The sequence below is a fragment of the Blautia sp. MSK17_66 genome (assembly GCF_020538025.1).
Classification (GTDB): Bacteria; Bacillota; Clostridia; order Lachnospirales; family Lachnospiraceae; genus Blautia_A.
Genome location: NZ_JAJBNQ010000003.1, coordinates 164,293 through 187,119 on the forward strand (window position 1 = coordinate 164,293; position 22,827 = coordinate 187,119).

Annotated in this window: 20 protein-coding genes and 2 pseudogenes; 17 read left to right on the forward strand and 5 right to left on the reverse strand. The window is 40.1% G+C overall.

Annotation, left to right across the window (positions count from 1 at the left end):
- Positions 1-66 precede the first annotated feature (66 nt).
- Positions 67-396 (forward strand): PadR family transcriptional regulator, encoded by a 330-nt coding sequence (locus LIR34_RS02925; RefSeq protein WP_055066334.1) that lies wholly within the window; start codon positions 67-69, stop codon positions 394-396.
- Between the two features lie 3 nt (positions 397-399).
- Positions 400-1,752 carry an FtsW/RodA/SpoVE family cell cycle protein gene (locus tag LIR34_RS02930; RefSeq protein WP_173903291.1) on the forward strand — a complete coding sequence of 451 codons (1,353 nt, stop codon included), beginning with the start codon at positions 400-402 and terminating at the stop codon, positions 1,750-1,752.
- Positions 1,753-1,815: 63 nt separating this feature from the next.
- On the opposite strand, the pseudogene LIR34_RS02935 reads toward LIR34_RS02930, so the two are convergent.
- A pseudogene (locus LIR34_RS02935) lies at positions 1,816-2,687 on the reverse strand (AraC family transcriptional regulator).
- 678 nt (positions 2,688-3,365) lie between these two features.
- Between LIR34_RS02935 and LIR34_RS02940 the strand changes: the two are divergent.
- The 14 genes and pseudogenes from LIR34_RS02940 to LIR34_RS03005 all read left to right on the forward strand — a co-directional run.
- Positions 3,366-4,190, forward strand: a pseudogene (locus tag LIR34_RS02940) (YtxH domain-containing protein); the annotation flags it as partial.
- On the forward strand, positions 4,187-5,194 hold the full coding sequence (locus tag LIR34_RS02945; RefSeq protein ID WP_173745133.1) for a bifunctional lytic transglycosylase/C40 family peptidase: 1,008 nt from the start codon (positions 4,187-4,189) through the stop codon (positions 5,192-5,194). The pseudogene LIR34_RS02940 and the gene LIR34_RS02945, both read left to right, overlap by 4 nt.
- 16 nt (positions 5,195-5,210) lie before the next feature.
- Complete coding sequence (locus LIR34_RS02950; protein ID WP_055157127.1) at positions 5,211-6,122, forward strand: conjugal transfer protein; 912 nt, start codon at positions 5,211-5,213, stop codon at positions 6,120-6,122.
- A 120-nt stretch (positions 6,123-6,242) separates the two neighbouring features.
- A complete protein-coding gene (locus LIR34_RS02955) occupies positions 6,243-7,781 on the forward strand; it encodes a L,D-transpeptidase family protein (protein WP_173761514.1) in 1,539 nt (512 codons plus the stop codon).
- Between the two features lie 317 nt (positions 7,782-8,098).
- Positions 8,099-8,854 (forward strand): ATP-binding response regulator, encoded by a 756-nt coding sequence (locus tag LIR34_RS02960; RefSeq protein ID WP_265107700.1) that lies wholly within the window; start codon positions 8,099-8,101, stop codon positions 8,852-8,854.
- Positions 8,855-8,907: 53 nt separating this feature from the next.
- Positions 8,908-10,794, forward strand: a complete 1,887-nt coding sequence (locus LIR34_RS02965) for a beta-N-acetylhexosaminidase (RefSeq protein ID WP_173903333.1) — start codon at positions 8,908-8,910, stop codon at positions 10,792-10,794.
- Between the two features lie 299 nt (positions 10,795-11,093).
- Complete coding sequence (locus LIR34_RS02970) at positions 11,094-11,759, forward strand: response regulator transcription factor (protein WP_005423065.1); 666 nt, start codon at positions 11,094-11,096, stop codon at positions 11,757-11,759.
- Positions 11,760-11,965: 206 nt separating this feature from the next.
- Positions 11,966-13,177 carry a sensor histidine kinase gene (locus tag LIR34_RS02975; RefSeq protein ID WP_244092362.1) on the forward strand — a complete coding sequence of 404 codons (1,212 nt, stop codon included), beginning with the start codon at positions 11,966-11,968 and terminating at the stop codon, positions 13,175-13,177.
- Positions 13,178-13,276: 99 nt separating this feature from the next.
- A complete protein-coding gene (locus LIR34_RS02980; RefSeq protein ID WP_173903335.1) occupies positions 13,277-14,761 on the forward strand; it encodes a DUF6034 family protein in 1,485 nt (494 codons plus the stop codon).
- A gap of 1 nt (position 14,762) precedes the next feature.
- The gene (locus LIR34_RS02985) at positions 14,763-15,653 is read left to right on the forward strand and encodes a hypothetical protein (RefSeq protein WP_173903336.1); all 891 of its coding nucleotides are present in this window, start codon (positions 14,763-14,765) and stop codon (positions 15,651-15,653) included.
- Positions 15,654-15,671: 18 nt separating this feature from the next.
- A complete protein-coding gene (locus LIR34_RS02990) occupies positions 15,672-16,400 on the forward strand; it encodes an ABC transporter permease (RefSeq protein WP_244092363.1) in 729 nt (242 codons plus the stop codon).
- Positions 16,401-16,443: 43 nt separating this feature from the next.
- Positions 16,444-17,094, forward strand: a complete 651-nt coding sequence (locus LIR34_RS02995) for an ATP-binding cassette domain-containing protein (protein WP_044925097.1) — start codon at positions 16,444-16,446, stop codon at positions 17,092-17,094.
- 2 nt (positions 17,095-17,096) lie between these two features.
- Complete coding sequence (locus LIR34_RS03000; protein WP_173739943.1) at positions 17,097-18,410, forward strand: hypothetical protein; 1,314 nt, start codon at positions 17,097-17,099, stop codon at positions 18,408-18,410.
- An 86-nt stretch (positions 18,411-18,496) separates the two neighbouring features.
- Entirely contained in the window at positions 18,497-19,114 is a 618-nt protein-coding gene (locus tag LIR34_RS03005; RefSeq protein WP_226844736.1) for a hypothetical protein, read from the forward strand.
- Here the strand turns inward: LIR34_RS03005 and LIR34_RS03010 are convergent.
- The 4 genes from LIR34_RS03010 to LIR34_RS03025 all read right to left on the reverse strand — a co-directional run bounded on the left by LIR34_RS03010 (position 19,103) and on the right by LIR34_RS03025 (position 22,307).
- On the reverse strand, positions 19,103-19,351 hold the full coding sequence (locus LIR34_RS03010) for a hypothetical protein (protein ID WP_226844739.1): 249 nt from the start codon (positions 19,349-19,351) through the stop codon (positions 19,103-19,105). The two genes, LIR34_RS03005 and LIR34_RS03010, sit on opposite strands and share 12 nt — an antisense overlap.
- Positions 19,352-19,449: 98 nt before the next feature.
- Positions 19,450-20,100, reverse strand: a complete 651-nt coding sequence (locus tag LIR34_RS03015) for a hypothetical protein (RefSeq protein ID WP_173761571.1) — start codon at positions 20,098-20,100, stop codon at positions 19,450-19,452.
- 97 nt (positions 20,101-20,197) lie between these two features.
- Positions 20,198-21,658, reverse strand: a complete 1,461-nt coding sequence (locus LIR34_RS03020; protein WP_173761570.1) for a sensor histidine kinase — start codon at positions 21,656-21,658, stop codon at positions 20,198-20,200.
- A complete protein-coding gene (locus LIR34_RS03025; RefSeq protein ID WP_173761569.1) occupies positions 21,642-22,307 on the reverse strand; it encodes a response regulator transcription factor in 666 nt (221 codons plus the stop codon). The genes LIR34_RS03020 and LIR34_RS03025 overlap by 17 nt, the downstream gene beginning before the upstream one ends.
- A 200-nt stretch (positions 22,308-22,507) precedes the next feature.
- Here LIR34_RS03025 and LIR34_RS03030 point away from each other — a divergent pair, with 200 nt between their 5' ends.
- Entirely contained in the window at positions 22,508-22,723 is a 216-nt protein-coding gene (locus LIR34_RS03030) for a hypothetical protein (RefSeq protein WP_330591206.1), read from the forward strand.
- Positions 22,724-22,827: the final 104 nt, after the last annotated feature.

Below are 22,827 nucleotides of genomic sequence, written 5' to 3' on the forward strand. Positions count from 1 at the left end.
TATTATATAGACAACCGATATATAGAACGTCGATATATAGCTTATTCTAAGAAGGGGGTGGACCAGATGGCTATTGAAAGAGCATTGGTTTCAGGAAGTATGGCAATGCTTGTAATGAAACTTTTGTCTGAAAAGGATATGTATGGATATGAGATGATCGACACACTGAGGCAAAAATCTCAGAATGTATTTGAGCTGAAGGCAGGAACTCTTTATCCATTGCTGCACAGCCTGGAAGAGAAAGGACTCCTGACAGTATATGAACAGGATGTAGCTGGAAAGACCAGAAAGTATTATAGCCTTACCAGACAGGGAAGAGGATTCCTTGAAAAGAAAATAGAGGAATGGAAAGAGTATTCTGCAGCAGTGACCAATGTGCTTATATTGGAGGTGTGAGTTATGGACGAATATCTGAAATTATTGCTGGAACAAATTCGCTGCACAAAAGCCAGACCATACATAAAACAGGAACTGCAGGATCATATGGAGGATCAGATTGCGGAAAACATGAAGGCAGGCATGGATCATGAACAGGCAGAGAAGGAAGCTGTCAGAGACATGGGGGATCCTGTGGAAACAGGAATCTCCCTTGACAGTATCCACAGACCTCAGGCTGCATGGAAACTTTTGGGAATAATTATATTTATCAGCATTGCAGGTGTTCTGATACATGCAGGGATTTCCGGAAAAGCCAGTGAGAATGCGGTAGCCGGTTCTGACAGATATGTGTTTCATGTTATGATCGGGCTGGCTGTCATGATGATTTTGTATCTGCTGGACTATACCGTACTGGCAAAATTTTCAAAAATAATTGCAGCTGTTTTATTGTCCGCCTGTTTGCTGGTTATATTGGAAGGAGGCCAGGTAAACGGAGCAAGGATTTTTATATCACTGCCAGGAGGCAGAAGAGGCATGGATGTACAAAAACTGATGCTGTTTTATGTCCCCATATATGGAGCAATTTTATATAAATATCATGGGTGGGGATATAAGGGACTGGTAAGAGCAATCTTATGGCTGATTGCTCCAGTAATATTAGTTTACAGCCTGCCGGCACTCAGGACAGCTTGTGTGATGCTGGTAACTATGCTGACTATGTTGACGATCGCAATCAAAAAGGACTGGTTTACTGTCAGAAAGAAAAGAACTATCTGTGGAATCTGGGCTGTGTTTTTGACCGCGCCCATAGCAGCTTTCCTGGGTATGTACCTGAGAAACAGGCTGGCGGAATATCAAATTGCGCGCATACAGGCGATGTTTTCCAGCGGTAGCGAAACAGATTATCTCACAAAAATGTTGCATTCACTTTGGAGACAAAATAAGCTGATCGGGAAAAGCAAATCAGATGTAACGGGAATCCTGCCAGCATTTAACGCGGATTACATTCTGACCTATCTGTCATCTGTATATGGAATAATTGCAGCTATACTTTTGTGCTGTGTTCTTGCGGTTTTGATTTTTGCAGTCTTTAACACTGCGTTGCGACAGAAAAATCAGCTGGGTATGATGATGGGATGCGGGTGCGGAATTGTATTTCTCATCAGTTTTTTGATAAATGTCCTTGAGAATCTTGGCGTATTTCCGCAATCAATAACATTTCTTCCGTTTTTTTCAGCCGGAGGAAGCTGTATCATAGTTTCTTATGGACTCATGGGAATCGTGCTGAGTACTTACAGGTATAAGAATATTTATCCGCGACATCCTGAAACAGGCTTTATGTCCATTAATTCTAAGGTAAAAAAAGTATCGTAATATTATGTTAAATAAAACCAACCAAAAACGCTGAGAATTGCTCCCAGCGTTTTTTGGTTGGTTTTATTTTGGACAGCTTTCTGCATTCAGCACCAGCTGCTTGCGGAACTGTGAAGGGGAAATGCCGCACTGTTTTCGGAAAAAGCGGCTGAAATATAATGGATTTTCGTACCCGACCAGGTTGGCTATTTCTGTGATATTATAATTGGTCGTTTCCAGAAGCATTTTTGCATTGGTAAGCCTCAGAGACTGCACGTATTGAGCAGGTGTAGTATTGGCATACTGACGGAAGTTCTGGATGAACCAGCTGATACTCATATTGTGGGAAACAGCATAGTCCTCAATACTTATAGGTTTATTATAATGCATCCGAAAGTACTGTGTAGCCTGTTCCATATCGTTCATGTTCTGAAGGTTCTTTTTACGTGGCTTTTGCAGTGCTATTCTATGGAGGCTGATCAGGAGAATCATGAAATAATTTATCAGCATCTCCTCGTAATCAATTCGCTGCAGATTCAGTTCCTCGATCATAGACATAAATAGATTTTTGTACTCAATGGAGATACCGGTATAAATAATGCGGGTATCGTCGGCAATCCCATATCTTCTTAGAAAGTTCTTTACATTATTTCCAGTAAAGTGAACCCAGTAAACTTCGGTCTGATCCGCTCCATAATAATAGCGTTGTTCCTCACGTGGACGGTAGAGTACCATATTGCCGGCTTCTACAACAGTAGGTTTTCCATCAAAATAAAATGTGCCCGTCCGGATGCGATGTAAAGAAGCTGATAATCAAGCCGGTCTTTCGGGCGGTGGGTAGGAAGCTTTTCTACGGTGTATAGATGATAAGTACCGCAGCTTCCAATAAACAGGGGATGTTTTTTATCCATAAAATCAACCCTGGATTTGTGATAGTATGCTGATAATGTATACAAGTAATGTCTTCCTTGTCATATTGCACAAAATACAACAATATGAATTATGCAATTTTACGATTCTACAAAATATTGTTAAAAAATAGTTGGCTATTATGTAAAAGTATAACATTTTGTGCATGTTTTGGCGAATGTTGTTTATGTATTTTTTTATAATAAAAACACAATAAAAATCTGATTATCCGCTAAAACACAGTATCTATCAGCATTTTCAAGGAAACAAACACATCAATTTACTACTTATTTACTACTAACGAATGAGCCTTGATACGCAAGTTTTCCTAGATATGCAAAGATATGGTACAGCACATCAGTATTGAAACAAGAAAAAATTGAATAACTTATAGACTATGGAACGCCTAAAATGACGTTCCTTTTCTATTTCCAGCCGTTCTTATTGGACGGCTATTTTATTACCAAAAATGAAAGGAGCATTAAACTATGAAAAAGACATGGAAACGATTGTGTACGGGCTTTTTAGCTCTTGCGACTGTCGTTACTGCTTTACCGACTACACCCGTTCATGCAGAAAGCAAGCAATACTGGACGGAAAGTGCAGAGCGTGTCGGTATCATTGAAAAAGTAATGAATGACGGTTCTATCGGTTCGACATTCAATGAGGGCTATATGAAAGTCGAGGGCGAAACTGCCTATTGTATTGACATCAATACAGATTTTAGGCGTATGGAAAGACGGCTTGCTGGTGCGGTTACTGCTGGTGGTGTTGCTGGTGCGGTGGCTGGTAGTTCTGTTGCTGGCAAAAGAGCTGAAAGAAAAAATACAGCTTCTAAAGAAAATCGGGGCAATACCACTTCCAGCATGGGACAGCGTGCAGGCTCAAAGGTGGGTGCTGTCTTAGATACGAAAAATAAAGTGAAAGACAAGGCAAATGCTGTCAAAGAAAACATCAAGGATATGCCGACACAGACCGCTTATGCGGTGTATTCCGCAAAGGAAAAGGCAAAGTCCAGCGTGTCCGACTTCAAGCGTGGCATGGTGCAGGAACAGCAGTCCAGACAGACGGGACGATTGGAAAAGCAGGAACAGCATAGGCAGAATATCGCTGACAAGCGTATGGAGCTTCAAAAGGCACAAGAAGCAAGGCAGGCACAGCGAAAGACTGACGGATCAGCGACAACGGGAGCTACCCGTCCCCATGAGCGACCAGCCACAGCTTCAAGCGTTTCAAAGACGGGTGCTGAAAAAATGCAGGAAGTCAAACGTCCTGCCACAGCGACCACTTCAAAGATAAGTGAGCCAGTCAAAGCAAATGTTATCAAAGAGCGTCCGCTATCTTCTGGTGCTTCTGATAGAAAAACGACCCAACCTGCACAGCCAGTACATAGGCAGAATGTAGAAAAAGTGGTATCGCAGGAAACACGCCAGAATGACACAAAAGACCGCAGGACAAAGGTTCAGCAGACGCAAACCGTCCAAAAGAACCAGCAGACCAAAGAGAAAAACCGAAGCCTTGTAACAAAGAAAGGACAGAAGAAAAAATGAAACTGAAACATATCGCTCTCATTGGCAGTCTGTTTCCTATCCTATTTTCTCTGGTGCTTTTCTTTGGGGTGTTGATTAGTGCGGACAGCGACGACGAGAACAGCAACTTTTCTTCTGGCATTACGGGTATGAATTTATCCGCAGAAGTTTTGAAACATCAGCCTATGGTGGAAAAGTACGCCAGAGAAAACGGTATCTCCGAGTATGTCAATGTGCTATTGGCTATCATTCAAGTAGAAAGTGGTGGTACAGCAGAAGATGTTATGCAGAGTTCAGAAAGTCTTGGCTTACCGCCTAATTCCTTAGATACGGAAAGCTCAATCAAGCAGGGGTGTAAATATTTTGCGTCCCTGCTTTCTTCCTGCCAAAATCAAGGTATCGACGATTTGAATGTAGCGATACAGTCTTATAACTATGGCGGTGGCTATGTGGGATATGTGGCAGGAAAAGGAAAAAAACACACTTTTAATCTTGCAGAGAGCTTCGCCCGTGAGAAATCGGGTGGAAAGAAAGTAACCTACACCAACCCGATAGCCGTTGCTAAGAATGGGGGCTGGCGGTATGGCTATGGAAATATGTTCTATGTGGAAGTAGTCAATCAGTATTTAGCAGTTCCGCAGGTATCGGGAGAACTGGCACAAAAGGTAATGAATGAAGCGTTGAAATATCAAGGCTGGAAGTATGTGTATGGTGGCAGTAACCCGAATACTTCCTTTGATTGTTCGGGATTGACGCAATGGTGCTATGGAAAAGCTGGTATCTCCTTACCGAGAACAGCACAAGCACAGTATGACGCAACCCAACATCTGCCACTCTCGCAGGCAAAAGCAGGCGATTTGGTGTTTTTCCATTCCACCTATAACGCTGGTTCGTATGTAACACACGTCGGTATTCTTGTTTCGCCGACACAGATGTACCACGCAGGCGACCCGATAGGATATGCAGACCTAAGTAGTAGTTACTGGCAACAGCACTTAATCGGTGCAGGACGAGTAAAACAATAGAAAGGACTTGAAAAATATGTTTAAGAAGAATAAGAAACAGACAGAAACTATCAAAGAACCAAAAGAAAAAAAGGTGCGTACTGTCAAGGTAGGCACACATAAGAAAACCGTGATTGCGTTGTGGGTGGTGCTTGTCGCAAGCGTGAGCTTTGGGGTGTATAAGAATTTTACGGCTATCGACCAGCACACCACCCATGAAAAAGAAATCATTGAACTTCGCTTGCAGGACACCAACGGGATAGAAAATTTCGTGAAAAACTTTGCGAAGTCCTATTACACATGGGATAACAGCAAAGAAGCTATCGAAGCAAGGACGCAGGCAATCAGCGGTTATCTGACAAAGGAATTGCAGGACTTAAATGTAGACACCATTAGAACCGATATACCGACCAGCTCCACGGTTACAGATGTGATTGTATGGCATATCGAGCAATCGGGAGCGGACACTTTTTCTGCTACCTACGAAGTAGATCAGCAGATAAAAGAGGGAGAACAGACAAGCAATGTGAAAGCAACCTATACTGTAAAAGTCTATGTGGACGCAGACGGGGATATGGTAATCGTTCAAAACCCTACCCTTGCACCAGCAGTTGAAAAATCAGACTATGAGCCTAAGACACCAGAAGCAGACGCAAGCGTGGACGCTGATACGGTAAATGACGCTACCGCTTTTCTGGAAACATTCTTTAAGCTGTACCCAACAGCGACGGAAAAAGAGCTTGCTTACTATGTATTGGGAAATGTGATTGAACCTATCGGCAGGGACTACCTTTATTCTGAACTGGTAAACCCTATCTTTATAAAGGACGGCGACAATGTGAAAGTCAAGGTTGCGGTAAAATTCATTGATAATCAGACAAAAGCGACGCAGGTATCGCAGTATGAGCTTGTGCTACATAAGGATAGTAACTGGAAGATTGTAGGATAAATGATATAGCGTGCATTTCCTATCAGATTTGCACGCTTTTACAAAACGACAAGAAAACTGTGCAAAAATATTGACTTGTAATGACCGAATGCTATAATATAAATAACAAGTGTACTTGGTATGAGACAAAAAGAAGTGATAGGGCAGTCAATGAGAACCACAAAATCGGCAAGACCAGGTTCAGTTGTTTATGTGCCGATGGATAAATCGGAATTCAGATCTATTATATTTTCAGAAAAGAAGAAAAATAAAATTAAGAAAATTGTAATATTGATTATATTGATGATTTTTGTTATAGGCTGTTGTATGTATGCAGGTATATCTTATTATTACTCATATCACTTCTTTTATGGGACGACCATCAATGGGATTGACAGTTCAAATAAGACAGCATATGAGGTTGAGCAGGAGATTGCTGGGAAAAAGGATAACTATACTATTCAGGTAAGGGCAAGAATGCAGGACCCGCAGGCCATTACAGGAAAAGACATTGATTATAAATACGTATCCAGCGGTGCGGTTCTCCAGCTGCTGAAAACTCAGAAATCATGGGAATGGATCGGCAGTCTTTTTGAAACAAAAAACTATATGGTTCAAGAAGAGACTTTTTTCAGCCGGGAGAAACTGGAAGAACAGGTAAATTCATTAAATTGTGCGAAAAAAGAGAATCAGATAGCACCGGAAAATGCGTATGTAAGTTTTGTTAACTCAGAATTCACTATTGTGCCAGAAACGGAAGGCAACGAATTAAATACCAAAGAAGCTTATCAGATGATATGCAGGGCAATCGATAACGATGCGGCAGAGGTAAATCTGGAAAGTGATCCAAAGGCTTATAAGAAAGCAGATGTGACGAAAGAAAGTTCAGAACTTCAGAATATGGTAAATACATATAAGAACCTGACAAAAGCAAATATCACATATACATTTGGAGACGAAACGGTAACACTCGATGGGAATACCATCAAAAACTGGCTGCAGTTTGACGAGAAAGGGCAGCTGCTCCAGAATGATGAAGCCTTCCGGCAGCACGTAGTGGATTATGTGGCACAGCTTGCAGCAGATCATGATACAGTTGGCACTGAAAGACAATTTCAGACCACGAGCGGAAGGACTGTGTATGTATATGGTTCTGCCTATGGGTGGAAGATTGATCAGGACAAGGAAGTAGCACAGCTCATGCAGGAAATTCAGTCAGGAACCCAGACAACCAGGGAACCGGTGTATTCTATGAGGGCAAATGCACACGGGATCAATGATCTCGGAGATACATATATAGAGGTAGATCTTACAGAGCAGTATATGTGGTATTATCAGAATGGAAATATTATTTTCCAATTAGAAATCGTATCCGGACTGCCAAGCGATCCGGATAGAAAAACACCCCCTGGAATATTCACATTGAATTCAAAGAGCAGTCCGTCCGTGCTGCGAGGTGAAATGACAGCAAATGGAACCTATTCTTATGAACAGCCGGTAACGTACTGGATGCCATTCAATGGAGGAATTGGCTTTCATGATGCAGACTGGCAGCCGTACTTTGGTGGTGACAGATATCTTACAGGTGGTTCTCATGGATGTATCAATCTTCCACCAGAAAATGCCGGACAGCTTTATAGTCTTATTCAGTATGATGTCCCGATAATCTGTTTTTACTAATTCTATAGTCAAGATGTACAGGACAGGAGCTAAGTTGTAATGCAGCTGGCTCCTGTTTTCATTGTCAACAGTATCAGATTGGCACATGATCACCCGCTCGGTAATCCAGAACAAAGCAGACTTGATGTGGAAGTGGCAGAGTGATTGGTAAAAGCTAGCAATCTCTTCCTTTCACAAAGAGTGAAGAAGAGAAGGCACATTAATGGGATTGACGTATCAATACTGGAACCATATAATGGGTACAAAGAAAAATTTATTTATGGAAATAAACACATTGACAGAGCATGCAAAAGTGCTGTGATTAAAGTTTAAAAAGAATCCTTATGAATATCATAAGTAATGCTGTCAAATACAATAAAGAAAAAGGAGTAATACTGCTTAGCTATTATGAAACACAGGTGGATGACAGGCATATACTGTTTGAGTTTCACTGCAAGGATACCGGAGTTGGAATGAGTAAAGAATTTCAGAACCATATTTTTGAACCATTTACTCAGGAAACAGGCGGTGCAAGATCTGTTTATGGAGGAACAGGTCTTGGTATGCCAATTACAAAAAAACTAATAGAGAAAATGGGCGGTACGATTAAATTTGAAAGCGAGAAAAATGTAGGAACCACATTCATGGTACAGCTCCCATTCCTTATTTCTGCTGATATGAAGCAGGCAGAAAGCCAGGAAGACGATGTATCAATTGAAGGCATGAGAATCCTTTTGGCCGAAGACAATGAATTGAACATGGAAATTGCAGAATTCCTTCTGACAAATGCAGGAGCAGAAATTATAAGGGCTTCAAACGGTAAGGAGGCTGTTGAAGCATTTGCAAAATCAGGTGTTGGTGAGGTCAATGTAATTCTGATGGATATTATGATGCCAGTTATGGATGGCCTGGAAGCTACCAGAGAAATACGTACAATGAACAGAAGTGCTGCATCTGCTGTGGTGATTATAGCCATGACAGCAAATGCCTTTGCAGAAGACAAGAGTAAAGCGTTGAAAGCCGGAATGGACGATTATCTTACAAAACCACTGGAGTCAGAAAAACTGATTCGTGCCTTAAGTAGATTCTTATGAGATACCGGAAGGATATGATAAAAAGAATAATTCCTAAAGAAAGAGGAATACGTATGAACATTGTTTTTTCATCTGATAAGAAAGAATATAATACTATTAAAAAAGGTACTGAAATACTGCTCGCTGAAAAGGACGGTTTCAACCAAAACATAGAATTGTTTGTTAAATTTCAGGACAGACCAGAAATATTGATCAATAAAAGAAAAAACCAGATTCATATCATCTGTCGGGAAATATCTCATTATTACCGCGCACTTAATTATGCCATACATCATATGGAAGAGGATGAATTTCAATATCAAGAGCATGTCTGCTTTGAAAGAAACGGTCTTATGCTGGATTGTTCCAGAAATGCTGTATTTACAGTTGAAAAGGTGAAATTCCTGATCAAGACACTGGCAAAACTTGGAATGAATGTACTCATGCTTTATACAGAAGATACCTATGAAGTAGAGGGGCAGTCTTATTTTGGGGCTTATCGAGGAAAATACACCAAGGACGAAATAAAAGAGCTGGATGCTTACGCTTCCATGTTTGGGGTAGAGCTTGTTCCGTGTATTCAGACCCTGGCTCATCTGCACAATGCGCTGAAGTGGCCGGGAATGGATAAGATTCGTGATTCTGCGGACATTCTCCAGCCTGAAAAAAAGGAAACTTATCAGTTTATTGAAAAGCTGCTCAGCTCAGTAAAAGAGAATTTTTCTACCAACAGGGTACATCTTGGAATGGATGAGGCTGTCATGCTGGGACTTGGAAATTATTTAAAAGAAAATGGATATAAAAAAGGGTCACTGATAATCAGGGAACATTGTAACAGGGTCGTAGATATTTGCAGAAAATTAGAATTAAAGCCTATGATATGGAGTGACATGTACATTACAGCAAATTCTACAGGCGGATACTATGATCTGCTCGAAAACACGGACTGCTCCAAATGGGAAAAACCGAAAAAAGATTTAGGATTAGTATATTGGGACTATTATCATGATGATACCAGAACCTATGAAAAAATGCTGGATATCCATGCGCAGCTTTCGGATAACGTTATTTTTGCAGGAGGATCTTGGATTTGGAACGGAATTTCCCCCAATTATTCTAAGACCTATGCGTGTACCAAAGCAGCTCTTTCTACTTGTAAAAAATACAATATAAAAGAGGTTCTCTGTACAGCATGGATGGATAATGGTGCAGAAACCCCGGTGGATGCTTTGCTTCCGGGACTTGTACTTTTTGCACACCTTGATTTTCACAGAGACTATGACGAAACAATCCTTAAGCAGGAGTTCAGGAACTGCACAGGCGGAGAATTTGATGATTTTATGGCACTTGACAATTTTGATTTCTTATTCTTAAATACGAAAGAGAATAAAGAGGCTCAAAATCCTTCAAAATATCTGTTATACCAGGATCCAATGTTAGGCATTTTTGATTATCATGTGAAAGAATCAGGTGTCAATACAAAATCTTACTACCAAAACATACAGAAATGTATGAAGGAATGTGCAAAAAAAACAGGAAAATATCAGCTTTTATTTTCATTTTATGAAAAACTGGCGGCGGTATTAGCTGATAAAGCCGATTTGGGCATATGTATAAAATCAGCATATGACAGATCGGACAGAGCAGCGTTGAAAGATATCAGTCAGAATGTTATTCCTGGAATCATCTGCAATCTGACAGATATGAAATCATCAAGAGAAAAAATCTGGATGAACGATGCAAAGCCATTTGGTTATGAGATTCTGGATATAAAAATTGGTGGCGTAATTACAAGACTTAAAAGTACAGGATACCGGATTGACAATTATCTGAATGGAAATGTGCTTCGTCTGGAAGAGCTGGAAGAGGAAAGACTTCCCTATTTTACCAAAGGAATGGACAAGCGGGAGAACTTATGGAATCGCATCATCAGTGGATGTGATTTGAATGACACGATCTGATAAAGGTAAATGAAAGGAATCAGGCTACGTATGAAAATTCTAGTGTTCTTAATAATTTTTGTATTTGCATTGTCTCTCTTTCGAATGATTCTGGAATGGAGTAAAAATAATAATAAATGTTCTCACCAGCGTTATAAACGATCAGAAAATAACGGTTTATACAGGAAATCAAAACTATTCTCACAGAATGGTTTTGGTTTCCTTTTTTGCTGTTACAAATCAGTTACAACTGCAATATAGAATTTAATGTATAATTAACCTGTGAAAAGATAGTTATAAAAACATGTGAGGTAATAATTATGAAGGCAAGAATTCTTGTGATAGAAGACGAAATGTCAATCAATGACCTGCTATGTATGAATCTGGAGATTGCAGGGTATGAAACAGTAGGATATCTGGATGGAAATGAGGCATATGAAGCAATTATTCAAGATCATGCGTTTCAGTGTGCACTTGTAGATATCATGCTTCCCGGAAGAGACGGCTATAGCCTGTTACCGAAACTGAAGCAGTATGAAATCCCCGTAATATTTCTTACCGCAAAGGGAGATATCGCGAGCAAGATAAAGGGCTTAAAAGACGGTGCGGAAGATTATATTGTAAAACCATTTGAAATGCTGGAAGTGATGGTCCGTCTTGAAAAAGTACTGGAACGTAATGGCACTGTACAAGAACAGATTCAAATCGGTGATGTCATCATTGATACTGCTAGTCGTACTGTTACAAAAATGGGCATGGAAATCTATTTAAAGCCAATGGAATATAACTGCCTCATGGTGTTCGCCAAAAACCCGAATAAAGCACTGACCAGGAATCAGATCCTGCAGGAACTGTGGAATGAAGAGTTCTGCGGAGAAACAAGAACTGTGGATGCACATGTGGGTCGTATCAGGAAAAAGCTTGGCTGGCAGGATAAGATTAAAACAATTCCCAGAATCGGTTACAGACTTGAGGTGGATTTATGAAACTCTTAATAAAGATCTTTTCTCAGACTACATGTATCATTTTGTTGGCATCGTCAGGGATCTTTCTCTATACCACTTATTGTTGGAAAAATCAGAGTATACAGAATATCAACAGTTATGAAAGCAGTATATTCAGAACAAATATCTTACAGTTTGAAAATAAAACAAGCCTTTCCGACAATCAGAAACAGAATGCCGACAACGAAATGCGACCCCAAATAGTTACTTATGCTTTTCGGCAGGTTTTTCATGACAGCGCGGTTTTATATCTTGATGGAAAAATGGCCTATAATGGAACTGTTTATGAATTCGACGTAAAAAAGTTAAGAGAATTATGTAAAAGTAAGGCAAACATGGTGGATCATGGCAGCAACAGTGACGGTCATGGCCCTATGATCAGTCAGATAAATGGAAGGACACTTTTGTTATTTTACTATGGAAATGTAAATATGGGATATCAGATTGTTACTTATAAAGATATAACAGATGTAATAGAAAAAAGTCATCTGCTGTTTTTTCAGACGGGTGGATTTACTTTATCTTTGATCGTGGTGATGGGAATTATCCTTTATTTGAGTCTTCGAAAAATCACAGCACCGCTTACAAGCCTAAGAGAAGCTACGCTTCTTGTTTCTGAAGGTATTTATGATTTTAAAGTACCGTCAGAGGGAAATACAGAACTTGCGCAGGTAGGTGCAACCTTTAATTTTATGACAGGTAAAATAAAAGAACAAATTGAAAGTCTTTCTAACATAAACCGGACACAAAAACAGCTTATTGGAAGTCTGGCTCATGAGCTGAAGACCCCAATGACTGCAATCATAGGCTATGCAGATACATTGCTTACTGTGCGCCTAACCCCGGAAAGGCAGGAGAAGGCTCTTATTTATATTGAAAATGAATGTCGCAGGCTGTCAAGACTTTCTATGAAAATGCTGGAATTAACCGGACTCTATGAAGCTTCGGAAGACTCATTCAATCCAGCTGAAATACAGGTGGATAATTTCCTGAAAGAAGTAAAAGAACTCATTGATTGCAGGCTTCAAGAAAAAAACATCTCTCTTGATGTATTTTGTGAACCAAAAGAATTGGTAAAGAAGTTTGATCAGGACTTAATGATAAGTGTAGTGACAAATCTAATTGATAATGCAGTCAAAGCTTCCAGGAAAGAATCAAAAATTGTGCTTGAGGCAACCCCAGACCATCTGATGGTTCAGGATTTTGGAAAGGGAATACCGAAAGAGGATCTGGAAATGGTGACGGAACCATTTTATATGGTAGACAAATCTCGTTCCAGGGCAAAAGGAAGTGTAGGGCTCGGTCTTTCTTTATGTCAGAAAATTATAGAACTGCACGATTTCCATCTGAAGATTGAAAGCAATCCGGGAAAAGGAACTACCGTCTCTGTTTTCTGGTAATCACACTAACGTTTACATATCAGTTACAAATCGCGAAAGATTTGGTGTAATGCTCGATGATATACTTATAACAACCTTAGAAAGGAGATATTACCAGAAATGAGAAAAAACATAAAAAAGTTTGCAGGAATAGTGCTTTGTATTGGAATGTTTACAGGATGCGCACAGACCCCGGATTCTTCTTTGGTAAAGCCGAAGGGGAGCAAGGCTGTAGATGCCTATACGGAAGCGGATGATGTTAGCGGTTCTAAAGGAGAAGCATCTGAAAGCAAGAACGATGACGGTTCAGATTCAAAGACAACCATCAGGAACCTCATCAATGCTCCTCAAAATTATAAAAGCCATGTGGAAGATGACAGTGCCAAGCTCGTGGTAAATACAGATGCAAGCGTAGAAATTCCGGAAGTGGAAAAGATATCTGCTATTTCTGTCACCGCGGCAGAAGTTACCCAGGAGCTTCTCGACCGTATTACAAACGCATTCTTCTCAGAGGCAAAACTTTATACTATTGATAGTTATTATGCGAAGACAAAGGATGAAATTAAAAAAACTCTGGATGAACTAAAAGAAGACGTTGCAAACGGAAACCTGGATCCGTATAACTATGGAACAGACGATGATGGGAATTATGTCTATGATATCTATGAAGATATTGAGACATGGGAACAGGAATACGAAACTGCTCCGGAAAAGAAAACCCTGACAGAGGCAAAACCTGTTGCCGGAAATTATTTCAATTGTGTTGCACAAATGCCAGACGATTCACAATACTACTATATAATATCTTCCGATGGCTCCGATACCTTGTCAGTCAAGATCAAGAAAGCAGCAAACAAGGGCGGGGAAAAAATACCGGAGGATGCAATGTGGTGTGATTACGGATATTCTGAAGAGGAAGAAAAACCCACAGAAGAATCTATCGGGCTGTCCCTGGATGAAGCCAAAAAACTTGTAAAGGAAAAAGTTGAAAAAATGGGCATCACAGATTTACAGTTTTCTAACTGGAATTACGCGGTGTGCAAAAGTTTTGAAGGCGATAATAGTTCAGGTAATTTTGGAAATGGATATAGAATTGATTATGCACGTACCATAAATGGTGTGCCGGTCACTCAGACAATTGCAGATGGTGGGGCATTGGAAGATATGGACAGCACAATGGAAACATGGTCTTATGAAAGTCTCTGTTTCTATGTCGATAAAGATGGCATAGAAAGCATGACTTATTCAAATCCCTACACAATTGGTAAAATAAAGACAGAGAATTTAAATCTTCTTTCGTTCAGCGAGGTTATGAAAATTTATGAAAAAATGATGGTGGTAACAAACGCTGATAATATGCAATATGAAAATTCCAGGGTCTATAATATTGATCGGATCGTTCTTGGCTATGCCAGAATATATGAGCCGTCTACTGACGCACACACAGGTATTTTGATCCCCGTCTGGGATTTTTTCGGCAGCATGACTTCAGAAAGTGAATATAACGGAGAAACAGAATCAAATACCAGTAAAGATCCGAATGAAAGTTTCCTTACCATTAATGCCGTGGATGGCAGTATCATAGACCGGAATCTGGGTTACTGACATGAGACAGGTATTTGGAATTGTAAGGTACAATTTCTTCGGATTTCTACGCAATCCCAAAGTTGTTTTTATATTTCTGTTAGAATTTGTACTTAGTTTCCTGCTTACAGGCAGAATCATGGTTGTAATGGAGACCTACGATACACCGGTACAGGCCATTGAACCATTTATCTGGACATTTGGGGATGGGATAGCAGTACTGTCCAGTTCACTGCTCTTGCTTCTTATGTTTTCTGACCTGCCGAAGATGACACCTATTACTCCATACCAGCTGACCCGGACAACCAAGAGGAAATGGCTTTTAGGTCAATTCATTTATGTTATTCTTGTAACTGTTTTATATACGGTTTTGATGCTGCTGTTTACGGCCGTGCTGTGTATGAAAAAGAGTTATCCAGGTAATCTGTGGAGCGAAACTGCGGCCATGCTTGGTTATTCAGAATTAGGAAAAAACCTGCAGGTCCCTTCTACAGTAAGAGTCATGGAAAGTATCTCACCCTATGGCTGTATGCTGCAGGTTTTCTTCCTTCTGTTTTGTTATTCGCTGACCTTAAGCTTTGTAATCCTTGTAGGAAATCTCTATAAAGGGAAGACTAAGGGGATGATTTTTGGCCTTCTTTACAGTGTCTTTGGTTTTTTATTGGACCCGAAAGTACTGGCTGCAATTTTACATAAAGAAAAATACGAAATGTATCAGGTAAATGTATTAATCTGCTGGATCAGTCCTCTGAACCAGGCAGTATACGGAAAACATAACTTGGGTTATGACCCATTGCTTCCGAAAATCTCGCATTCCTACATGTTTTTTCTGGGTATTTTAGTTCTTCTTGCAGTTTTTGCAATTAACCGGATGAAAAAATATACCTTTGAATTTCTTGGAGAAAAGACATGATCGGAAGGGGGAAAACCTATGTGGGGTGAAACAAAACGTATGTTTTTTAATAAGAATTTTCTGGCAGCATGGCTGATAGCCTGCATTTCCATCGCCATTGGACAGACTTATCCCAGCTTAAAAAAAGCACTGACATGTGGTACTTTTATCAGTATACTGGAAGGTTCCTTAAAAAGTCAGGCAGTATCTTTTGCCATTCCGGTAGCAGCCGTATTGCCATGGAGTGATTCCATTCTGCAAGAATATAAAAGTGGATTTTTAAAGGAGATACTTCCCAGAACGACTCGCAGACAGTATATCGAAGGTAAAGTCTTTTCCATTATGGTATCTGGTTTTATGGTCTGGACGTTATCTATACTAACGGCACTTTTTATCAATTTTATTTTGTTCTATCCGCTGGAGATAAAGGGTGCTATTCAGAAAGAAGCACTTCTGGACTTACTCATGAAGGCATTTCGGACAGGACTTATCGGAAGTATCATAAGCATTTTCGGTGGAAGCTGCGGGATTTTATGGGATTCTGCTTACATGGCATATGGAATCCCTTTTGTAAGCTTTTATTTCGGAATTATCCTTCATGACCGCTATTTTAAGAATCAGATATGGTTTTATCCAGTAGAATGGATACTGGCTGATGAAAATTGGGGACCGGACAAAATAGGAGTTTGGCTATTTCTACTGTTGTTTTTATTAGTAATGCTGGGAATTCTGGGAGGTGTTTTATATGGAAGATTGGAAGAAATCTGAAGGGACATTTAATCTGGCCTGTGATCCGCAAAGAGCAAGTGGAATGATGCAGAACACCTGCGTAAAAATAGAACACGTGACCAAACGTTTCGGTGAAGACATCGTGTTACAGGAAGTAAATCTTTCCTTGAAAACAGGGAACGTCTATGGGATTGTTGGAAATAACGGTTCAGGAAAGACCGTCCTTATGAAATGCATCTGTGGGTTTCTTCCTGTAACTACGGGCACTATTTTTGTATTTGGAAAAAAAATAGGCCATGATGTGGATTTTCCTGAAAGTCTTGGAGTTATTATCGAGACTCCCGGTTTTCTTACACAATATACGGGCTTTAAAAATCTGGAGATCCTGGCAGACATGAATGGCCGGATTTCGAAGGCCGATATCCGCATAGTCTTAAAAAGGGTAGGATTGGATCCGGACATGAAGAAACCCGTCGGAAAATATTCCCTTGGAATGCGTCAACGCCTTGGTATTGCACAGGCCATTATGGAAGATCCTCTGTTTTTGATTCTGGATGAGCCGTTTAATGGACTGGATAAACATGGCGTGGAAGAAATAAGAGAACTGCTGCTGGATTTAAAAGCAGCAGGAAAAACCATTTTGCTGGCAAGCCATAATGAAGAGGACATCAGAATCTTATGTGACCACGTATATGAAATGGATGGAGGAATCTTAAGAGAAAGGACTGCCTGATAATGAGAAATTTATTTGTAAAAACGGCATTAGTATTGTGTACGACAATAATATTTCTTCCAGCTACCGTTTTTGCCACAGAGCCTCAAAACACGGAAGTTACATCTGCTGAAGAAGGATTTACGGACTCAGATCCGTCCGTATCTTATGAGAATGATAACTCGTTAACCCTTGATGAAAAAGAGGATGAATCTACGAGTACCGAACCTCCGAGCACCGAACCTCCGGCAGAGGATGAAAAGACTCCTGATAAAGCTGATACCGATAAAGAAAATCCGGATCCGGATATTTTTACATCAGGAGATGACTTTGGTGATGGTTCTAAATCGAATCCTTTTCATGTTGTAATAGACAGTGATAATCCGGAAGACGGTGACGCCCCGCAGATAACAGATCCGGTTATAGACAACGGAGGGTATTCGGGCGGTGGGGGAGGAGGTAATTCAACATCAGACTCATCAAGTGAAAAAATATTACATAAACCGCAGGTATTATTAGAAGACAGCAATCTTTCGGGTGGACGATTGGAGGCTGGTTCTACAACAGAAATGTCGCTGACATTTCGAAATAAAAGCTGCAGTCAAAATGTATTTGGTTTAAAAATTTCCCTTTCTACAGAGAACAAAGGAATTGAATTTGAGAAAAACTCTTTTTATGTACAAGTCCTGGCTCCTGGTGAAGCAATTACTTTGGAACAGATGATTACTATAACAGAAAACTGTGATCCTGGCCAGGCTGTCATTACTTTTTCTCTGGATTATGAAGATTCGAAAGCAACGGCAACTACCGGTACAGAATTACTGTCTTTTCAGATCATCCAACCGGTTCGTGTTAAGCTGGAAGCTTCAGATATTCCATCTGTTTTATACACTATGGATACAGTAGAGATCCCGGTAAAAGCAATGAATCTTGGAAGAGACAAAATATACAATGCAAGTGTCAGCTTAAAGGCTGATGAATTAAGCTCAAACGATACTGCATTCTTAGGGACCATAGAGGCCGGAGATTTATCCCAAGGAAGTCTTCGCATATATGTAAAAGGAAAAACAGGAAAATGTGCAGGACAATTAATTCTTACGTATGAGGATGCAGATGGCAAATCATATGAGGAAGAAATAAAATTTGATTCTGAAATCAAAGAAACCCAGATAAAGTCTTTAAAGGTTGAAGATGACCAGGAGAAAACCAATAACTGGTGGTATTCCATAGCTGCAGTTGTTGCAGTACTGCTTATTTCCATAATCCTGATTCTGGTCAGAAAGCTTCATAAGAAAAATATCCTTCTCGAAGAAGTGAGAAAGGCGGCTTCTCATTGAAAAGAAAAAAAATAGACAGCTTTACCTTATTTGTCATACTTCTGCTGGCATTGATACTTACATTATTAGGAATGCTGCTGGCAGGCATGAAAGAAGAAAAACGGCAATTTACTGTGTTACTCCCACTTGGAGATCTGGCTTATGATGAAGATTTTTTGCAGAAAGCGAAGAAGATAAAAGGTATAAAAGAAATCTGGCCAGTCATAGAAGTCCCGGTTGTCATCAAAATTGAAGATTATACGGAAACAACGACTTTTTCAGGAATTGATATGAATGCGTTTGGAAAAAATCCAACTCAGAATGAATTGGGGAAGATGCCGTTGGTATTGCTGGGAAATGGTTCCCTACGGGATATGAAAGACTATAATAATCATGCCATTTCAAAAAAACAACAGGAAAAATTTTTAGAGATGGGTGAAAACCTGAATATTTTTTATTCCCTGGATGAAAAAGAGAAGGATACTCCCAAAGCCACGGATGATCTTACCACTTTATCCGGCAATTCCGCAAGAGAACCGCAAACCTCATATATGCCCTGTAAAGCCGCTGTAGTAATAGAAGGCAACGAAATCTACATACCCATTTCCCAGGCACAGGATCTCTGCAAAGAAATAGGAGAGCCTTCTGAAATCAGTAAAGTATATCTAAAAATAAATGGAAAAAATAACCTGGAGAACGCAAAGAAAATACTTTCAGGAATTTAACATAATATATAGCAATTCGGCGATCGCCTTCGAAATGGTCTGGCGGCGGGTGTCCGGTTCTTCAAATTTTTTTGTTGCCATAGGCAAGCAAAGTCGCATTAGTCTGGTCAACGTATCCAGTAGCTTTTCAATTTCTGCTTCCACCTGTGCCAGCTCCACTTGATAGGCGGTCAGTTTTGGATTGATTTTTTCCTCCCTGCCGTGGAGTATCTGAAAGTCTTTGAACTTCTCCTGCATGGCAGAGAAAATGAATTGCTCAAATTCTTCTCTGTGGATTTTTCCGCAGCCCGGGCAGTTCTTGCTTTTTGCTATCGACCGGCAGAAAGGATTAGTTATTATTTCTGAACGGAGTCCGCCTCTTCTTGTGTGAGCTGACCATTTTTAACTGCATCAGAAATGGCTTTGTCTAATTCCTCAACTGTGGAATAATCCCCAATGTGTACTGTTTTTCCGTTATCTTTTGTTACATCAACACTATAAGAGGAAACTACATCTTCAGTAGGTGGAATCATGGAGTAGGTATCGCCGTCACCGTCATCTTTGGAATACAATACTCCCTTTTTGATACTTTCCAGAGTTTCTTTATAGCTGTCCATCATAGCATCTACACTTTCCTGTGTAAATTCATGGAATACGCCCAGCCCATCATACCAACCATCTCCGGTTCCAATCAAAGATTCCATTTCCTTTTTCTGTTCGTTCATCCACGCCTCATATTCATCAGCTGTCCACCACTGCACATCCGGTACCGTGTTGTTTTTCTCATAATCTGCCTCAGCGACCCAATTTTTACCGTCAACACTGATCTGTCCACCGTCTGTATCCTGATAGAGAATATCTGTACCGGATATGTTTCCTGTTTCGGATGTTGAAACCTTTGGTGTATCCGAAGCCAATGCACTTGCATAGCTTGCATAAGTAACTCCTGCAATGCTTAAACAGATTGCTCCACACAGTCCTATTGACCAAATTTTTTTGTTCTTCATCGATAAAACCTCGCTTTCTAAAAATTATAGCTACCCTCTTGAGGACAGCTATAATATAACAAAGCAACTTGGATATAATTTGCAAGGATTATGGATTTTAGATGGAGTTGTCTATCGGCTGCCTGCAAGGCAATTCAAACCAAAACAGTACACCATTGCTTGTATTTGAGATGCCGTACTTTGCTTGGTGTATTTCCATGATTTTATGAACAATATAAAGTCCTAATCCAGTTCCACCTGTATTGCGGTTACGAGATATATCTGCCCGATAGAAGGCTTCAAACAAATGTGGAATAGCATCGTCAGGCACACGGACACCTGTGTTTTCAATTTCACCACGAATTGTGCCATGTGTTTCGGACAAAGATATACGAATCAATTCACCACTTGGAGAATAACGAATTGCATTTACCAATATATTTTGAATTGCCCGTTCCATCTGTGATTGTTCCACTTCACAATAAAGGCGGGTAGGAATATTTGCTTCAAAGCACTGTTCCTTTTCTTCCAACAAATCTGTTACAGTGGCAATCTGTACCCGAAATATTTCCGCAAAATCAATGGTTTTATATTCGGATTTTTGAGTTCCCTCTGCTTTAGAAACATACAGCAGCTCTTTTACCAACTTTTCCATCCTATCAACAACGGCTAGGGAACGCTCCATGTACTCTATATGGTTTTCATAACCGCAGACTCCATTCAGCATTCCCGCCAAATGTCCTTTCAAGATGGTCAGTGGTGTTTTCAGTTCATGGGATGCTGCCGAGAAAAAGTCTACCCGCTGTCTTTCTAACTCCTGTTCCTTTTCAATATCTGTTTTGAGCTGTTGGTTGGCAGTTTGAAGGTCGTTCAATGCAGTGGATAGCGAAGCAGATAATGAATTTAGATTTTGCGCCAAACAACCTAATTCATCTTCTCGTCCTGTACCACATTGACCGGAAAAATCCAATTCTGCCATTTGCTTTGAAATCTTGCTCAGTTGCACAATAGGTCGAGTGATGTACCGTGTATAGAGCCATGCACAAAGGAGCGAAAGCAGAAAGATCATTAGGATAACATACGGAAGAATAGACAGCAATACTTTTGTTGCCTGCTGTACAACGAACAAATCCGTTTGAACTGCCAATGCATAAGCAGTACCGTTTTTTAACGTGAACGGGTAAAAATTTGTCGTGGTTTCCCCAGACGGTTGCATATCTATGAACGATTCATCTTCATCGAATGTAACTGTACAATCTGCCGAAGTAGTAGAGGTTTCTATTGATGCTTCGTCTGGATATATCATACGACCGTTACTATCCTCAATCCAAAAAGCGGCATTTGTTTCCTTTGAAAAATTAGATATATCATTTTCACAATCAGATATATTGTCAAAAGCTGTCATTTGCTCAACAAGGTGCATAGCGGCTTTCTCTGTGGACGCATTTATCAAATTGGAGTATGTCGCAGGTAACAGCTTTGAAATGAAAAAATATGTTCCGCCGCAAGCCGCACCCAGTAGAAAAAATGTAATTATAAAAATCTTAACGGATAAACGTTGCTTAATGTACTTTGTCAATTCTGTATCCCACCCCTCTGATTGTTTTTATATAGTCAGCATTTAATTTTTTGCGAATGTTCTTTATGTGACTGTCAACGATCCGTTCCTCGACCTCCAAATCGTCCGCCCACAATCGGTCAAGCAGCATTTGCCGAGTAAAGACCTTTCCCTGATTTTCAAGCATAAGCCTAAGAAGAGCAAACTCTTTGCTGGTTAAAACAACCTCGTTTCCGCCTTGATATACATGGAATCCGTCAACATCCATACTCAACTCTTTATAAGTAAGCAGGAATTGATTTTGATTTTCCGCAGTCCTACGGCGAAGAATAGCCGCAATCTTGCACAGTAGGATTTTGGGTGAAAAGGGCTTTGGAATGTAATCGTCAATCTGCTGTTCAAAACCCCGCAACTGGTTTTCTTCATCCGAAAGTGCAGTAAGCATAATAATAGGGACTTGTGACCGCTTACGAATGACCTCACATACACCATAGCCGTCGATTTTAGGGAGCATGATGTCTAACAGCACAAGGTCGATGGTATCCCCAAACATTGCAATGCCCGACACACCGTCAGAAGCAACAGCGACTTCATATCCCGCATCAATCAGATGGTTCTTTAATATATCCTGAATGTCAATATCATCTTCGACAATTAAAATCTTCTGCATTGTTCCACCTCCAATTTTTCAAGTATAGCAGAGAAATATGTATCTATTATGGAGTCTCAAATTTTATCCGCATTTATTTTACCGCCATTCTTTCAATCTATCAATGTTGTCATCGAGTATGTAGATAAAATACTGCTAAAACATAAAACTGCGTATCGTCCTCATAATCAAACCTGAATACCTTTTACCAAATCGTCACCTTGCTGGACATTTCCGTAGACCAGTTCTTTTATCCTAACAGGCAGAACAGCGAAAGTAACTGCTGCCAGCACATTGATGTCCTTTTAAACTCTAATGAAAAAGAATTTGTCGTGATAGAAGCCACAGCCGAGGGCATTAAGAAAGCCAGAGAAACGGAGGTTCCAGGAAAATCTACATACCCATTTCCCAGGCACAGGATCTCTGTAGAAAAATAGGAGAGCCTTCTGAAATCAGTAAAGTATATCTAAAAATAAATGGAAAAAATAACCTGGAGAACGCAAAGAAAATACTTTCAGGAATTTAACATAATATATAGCAA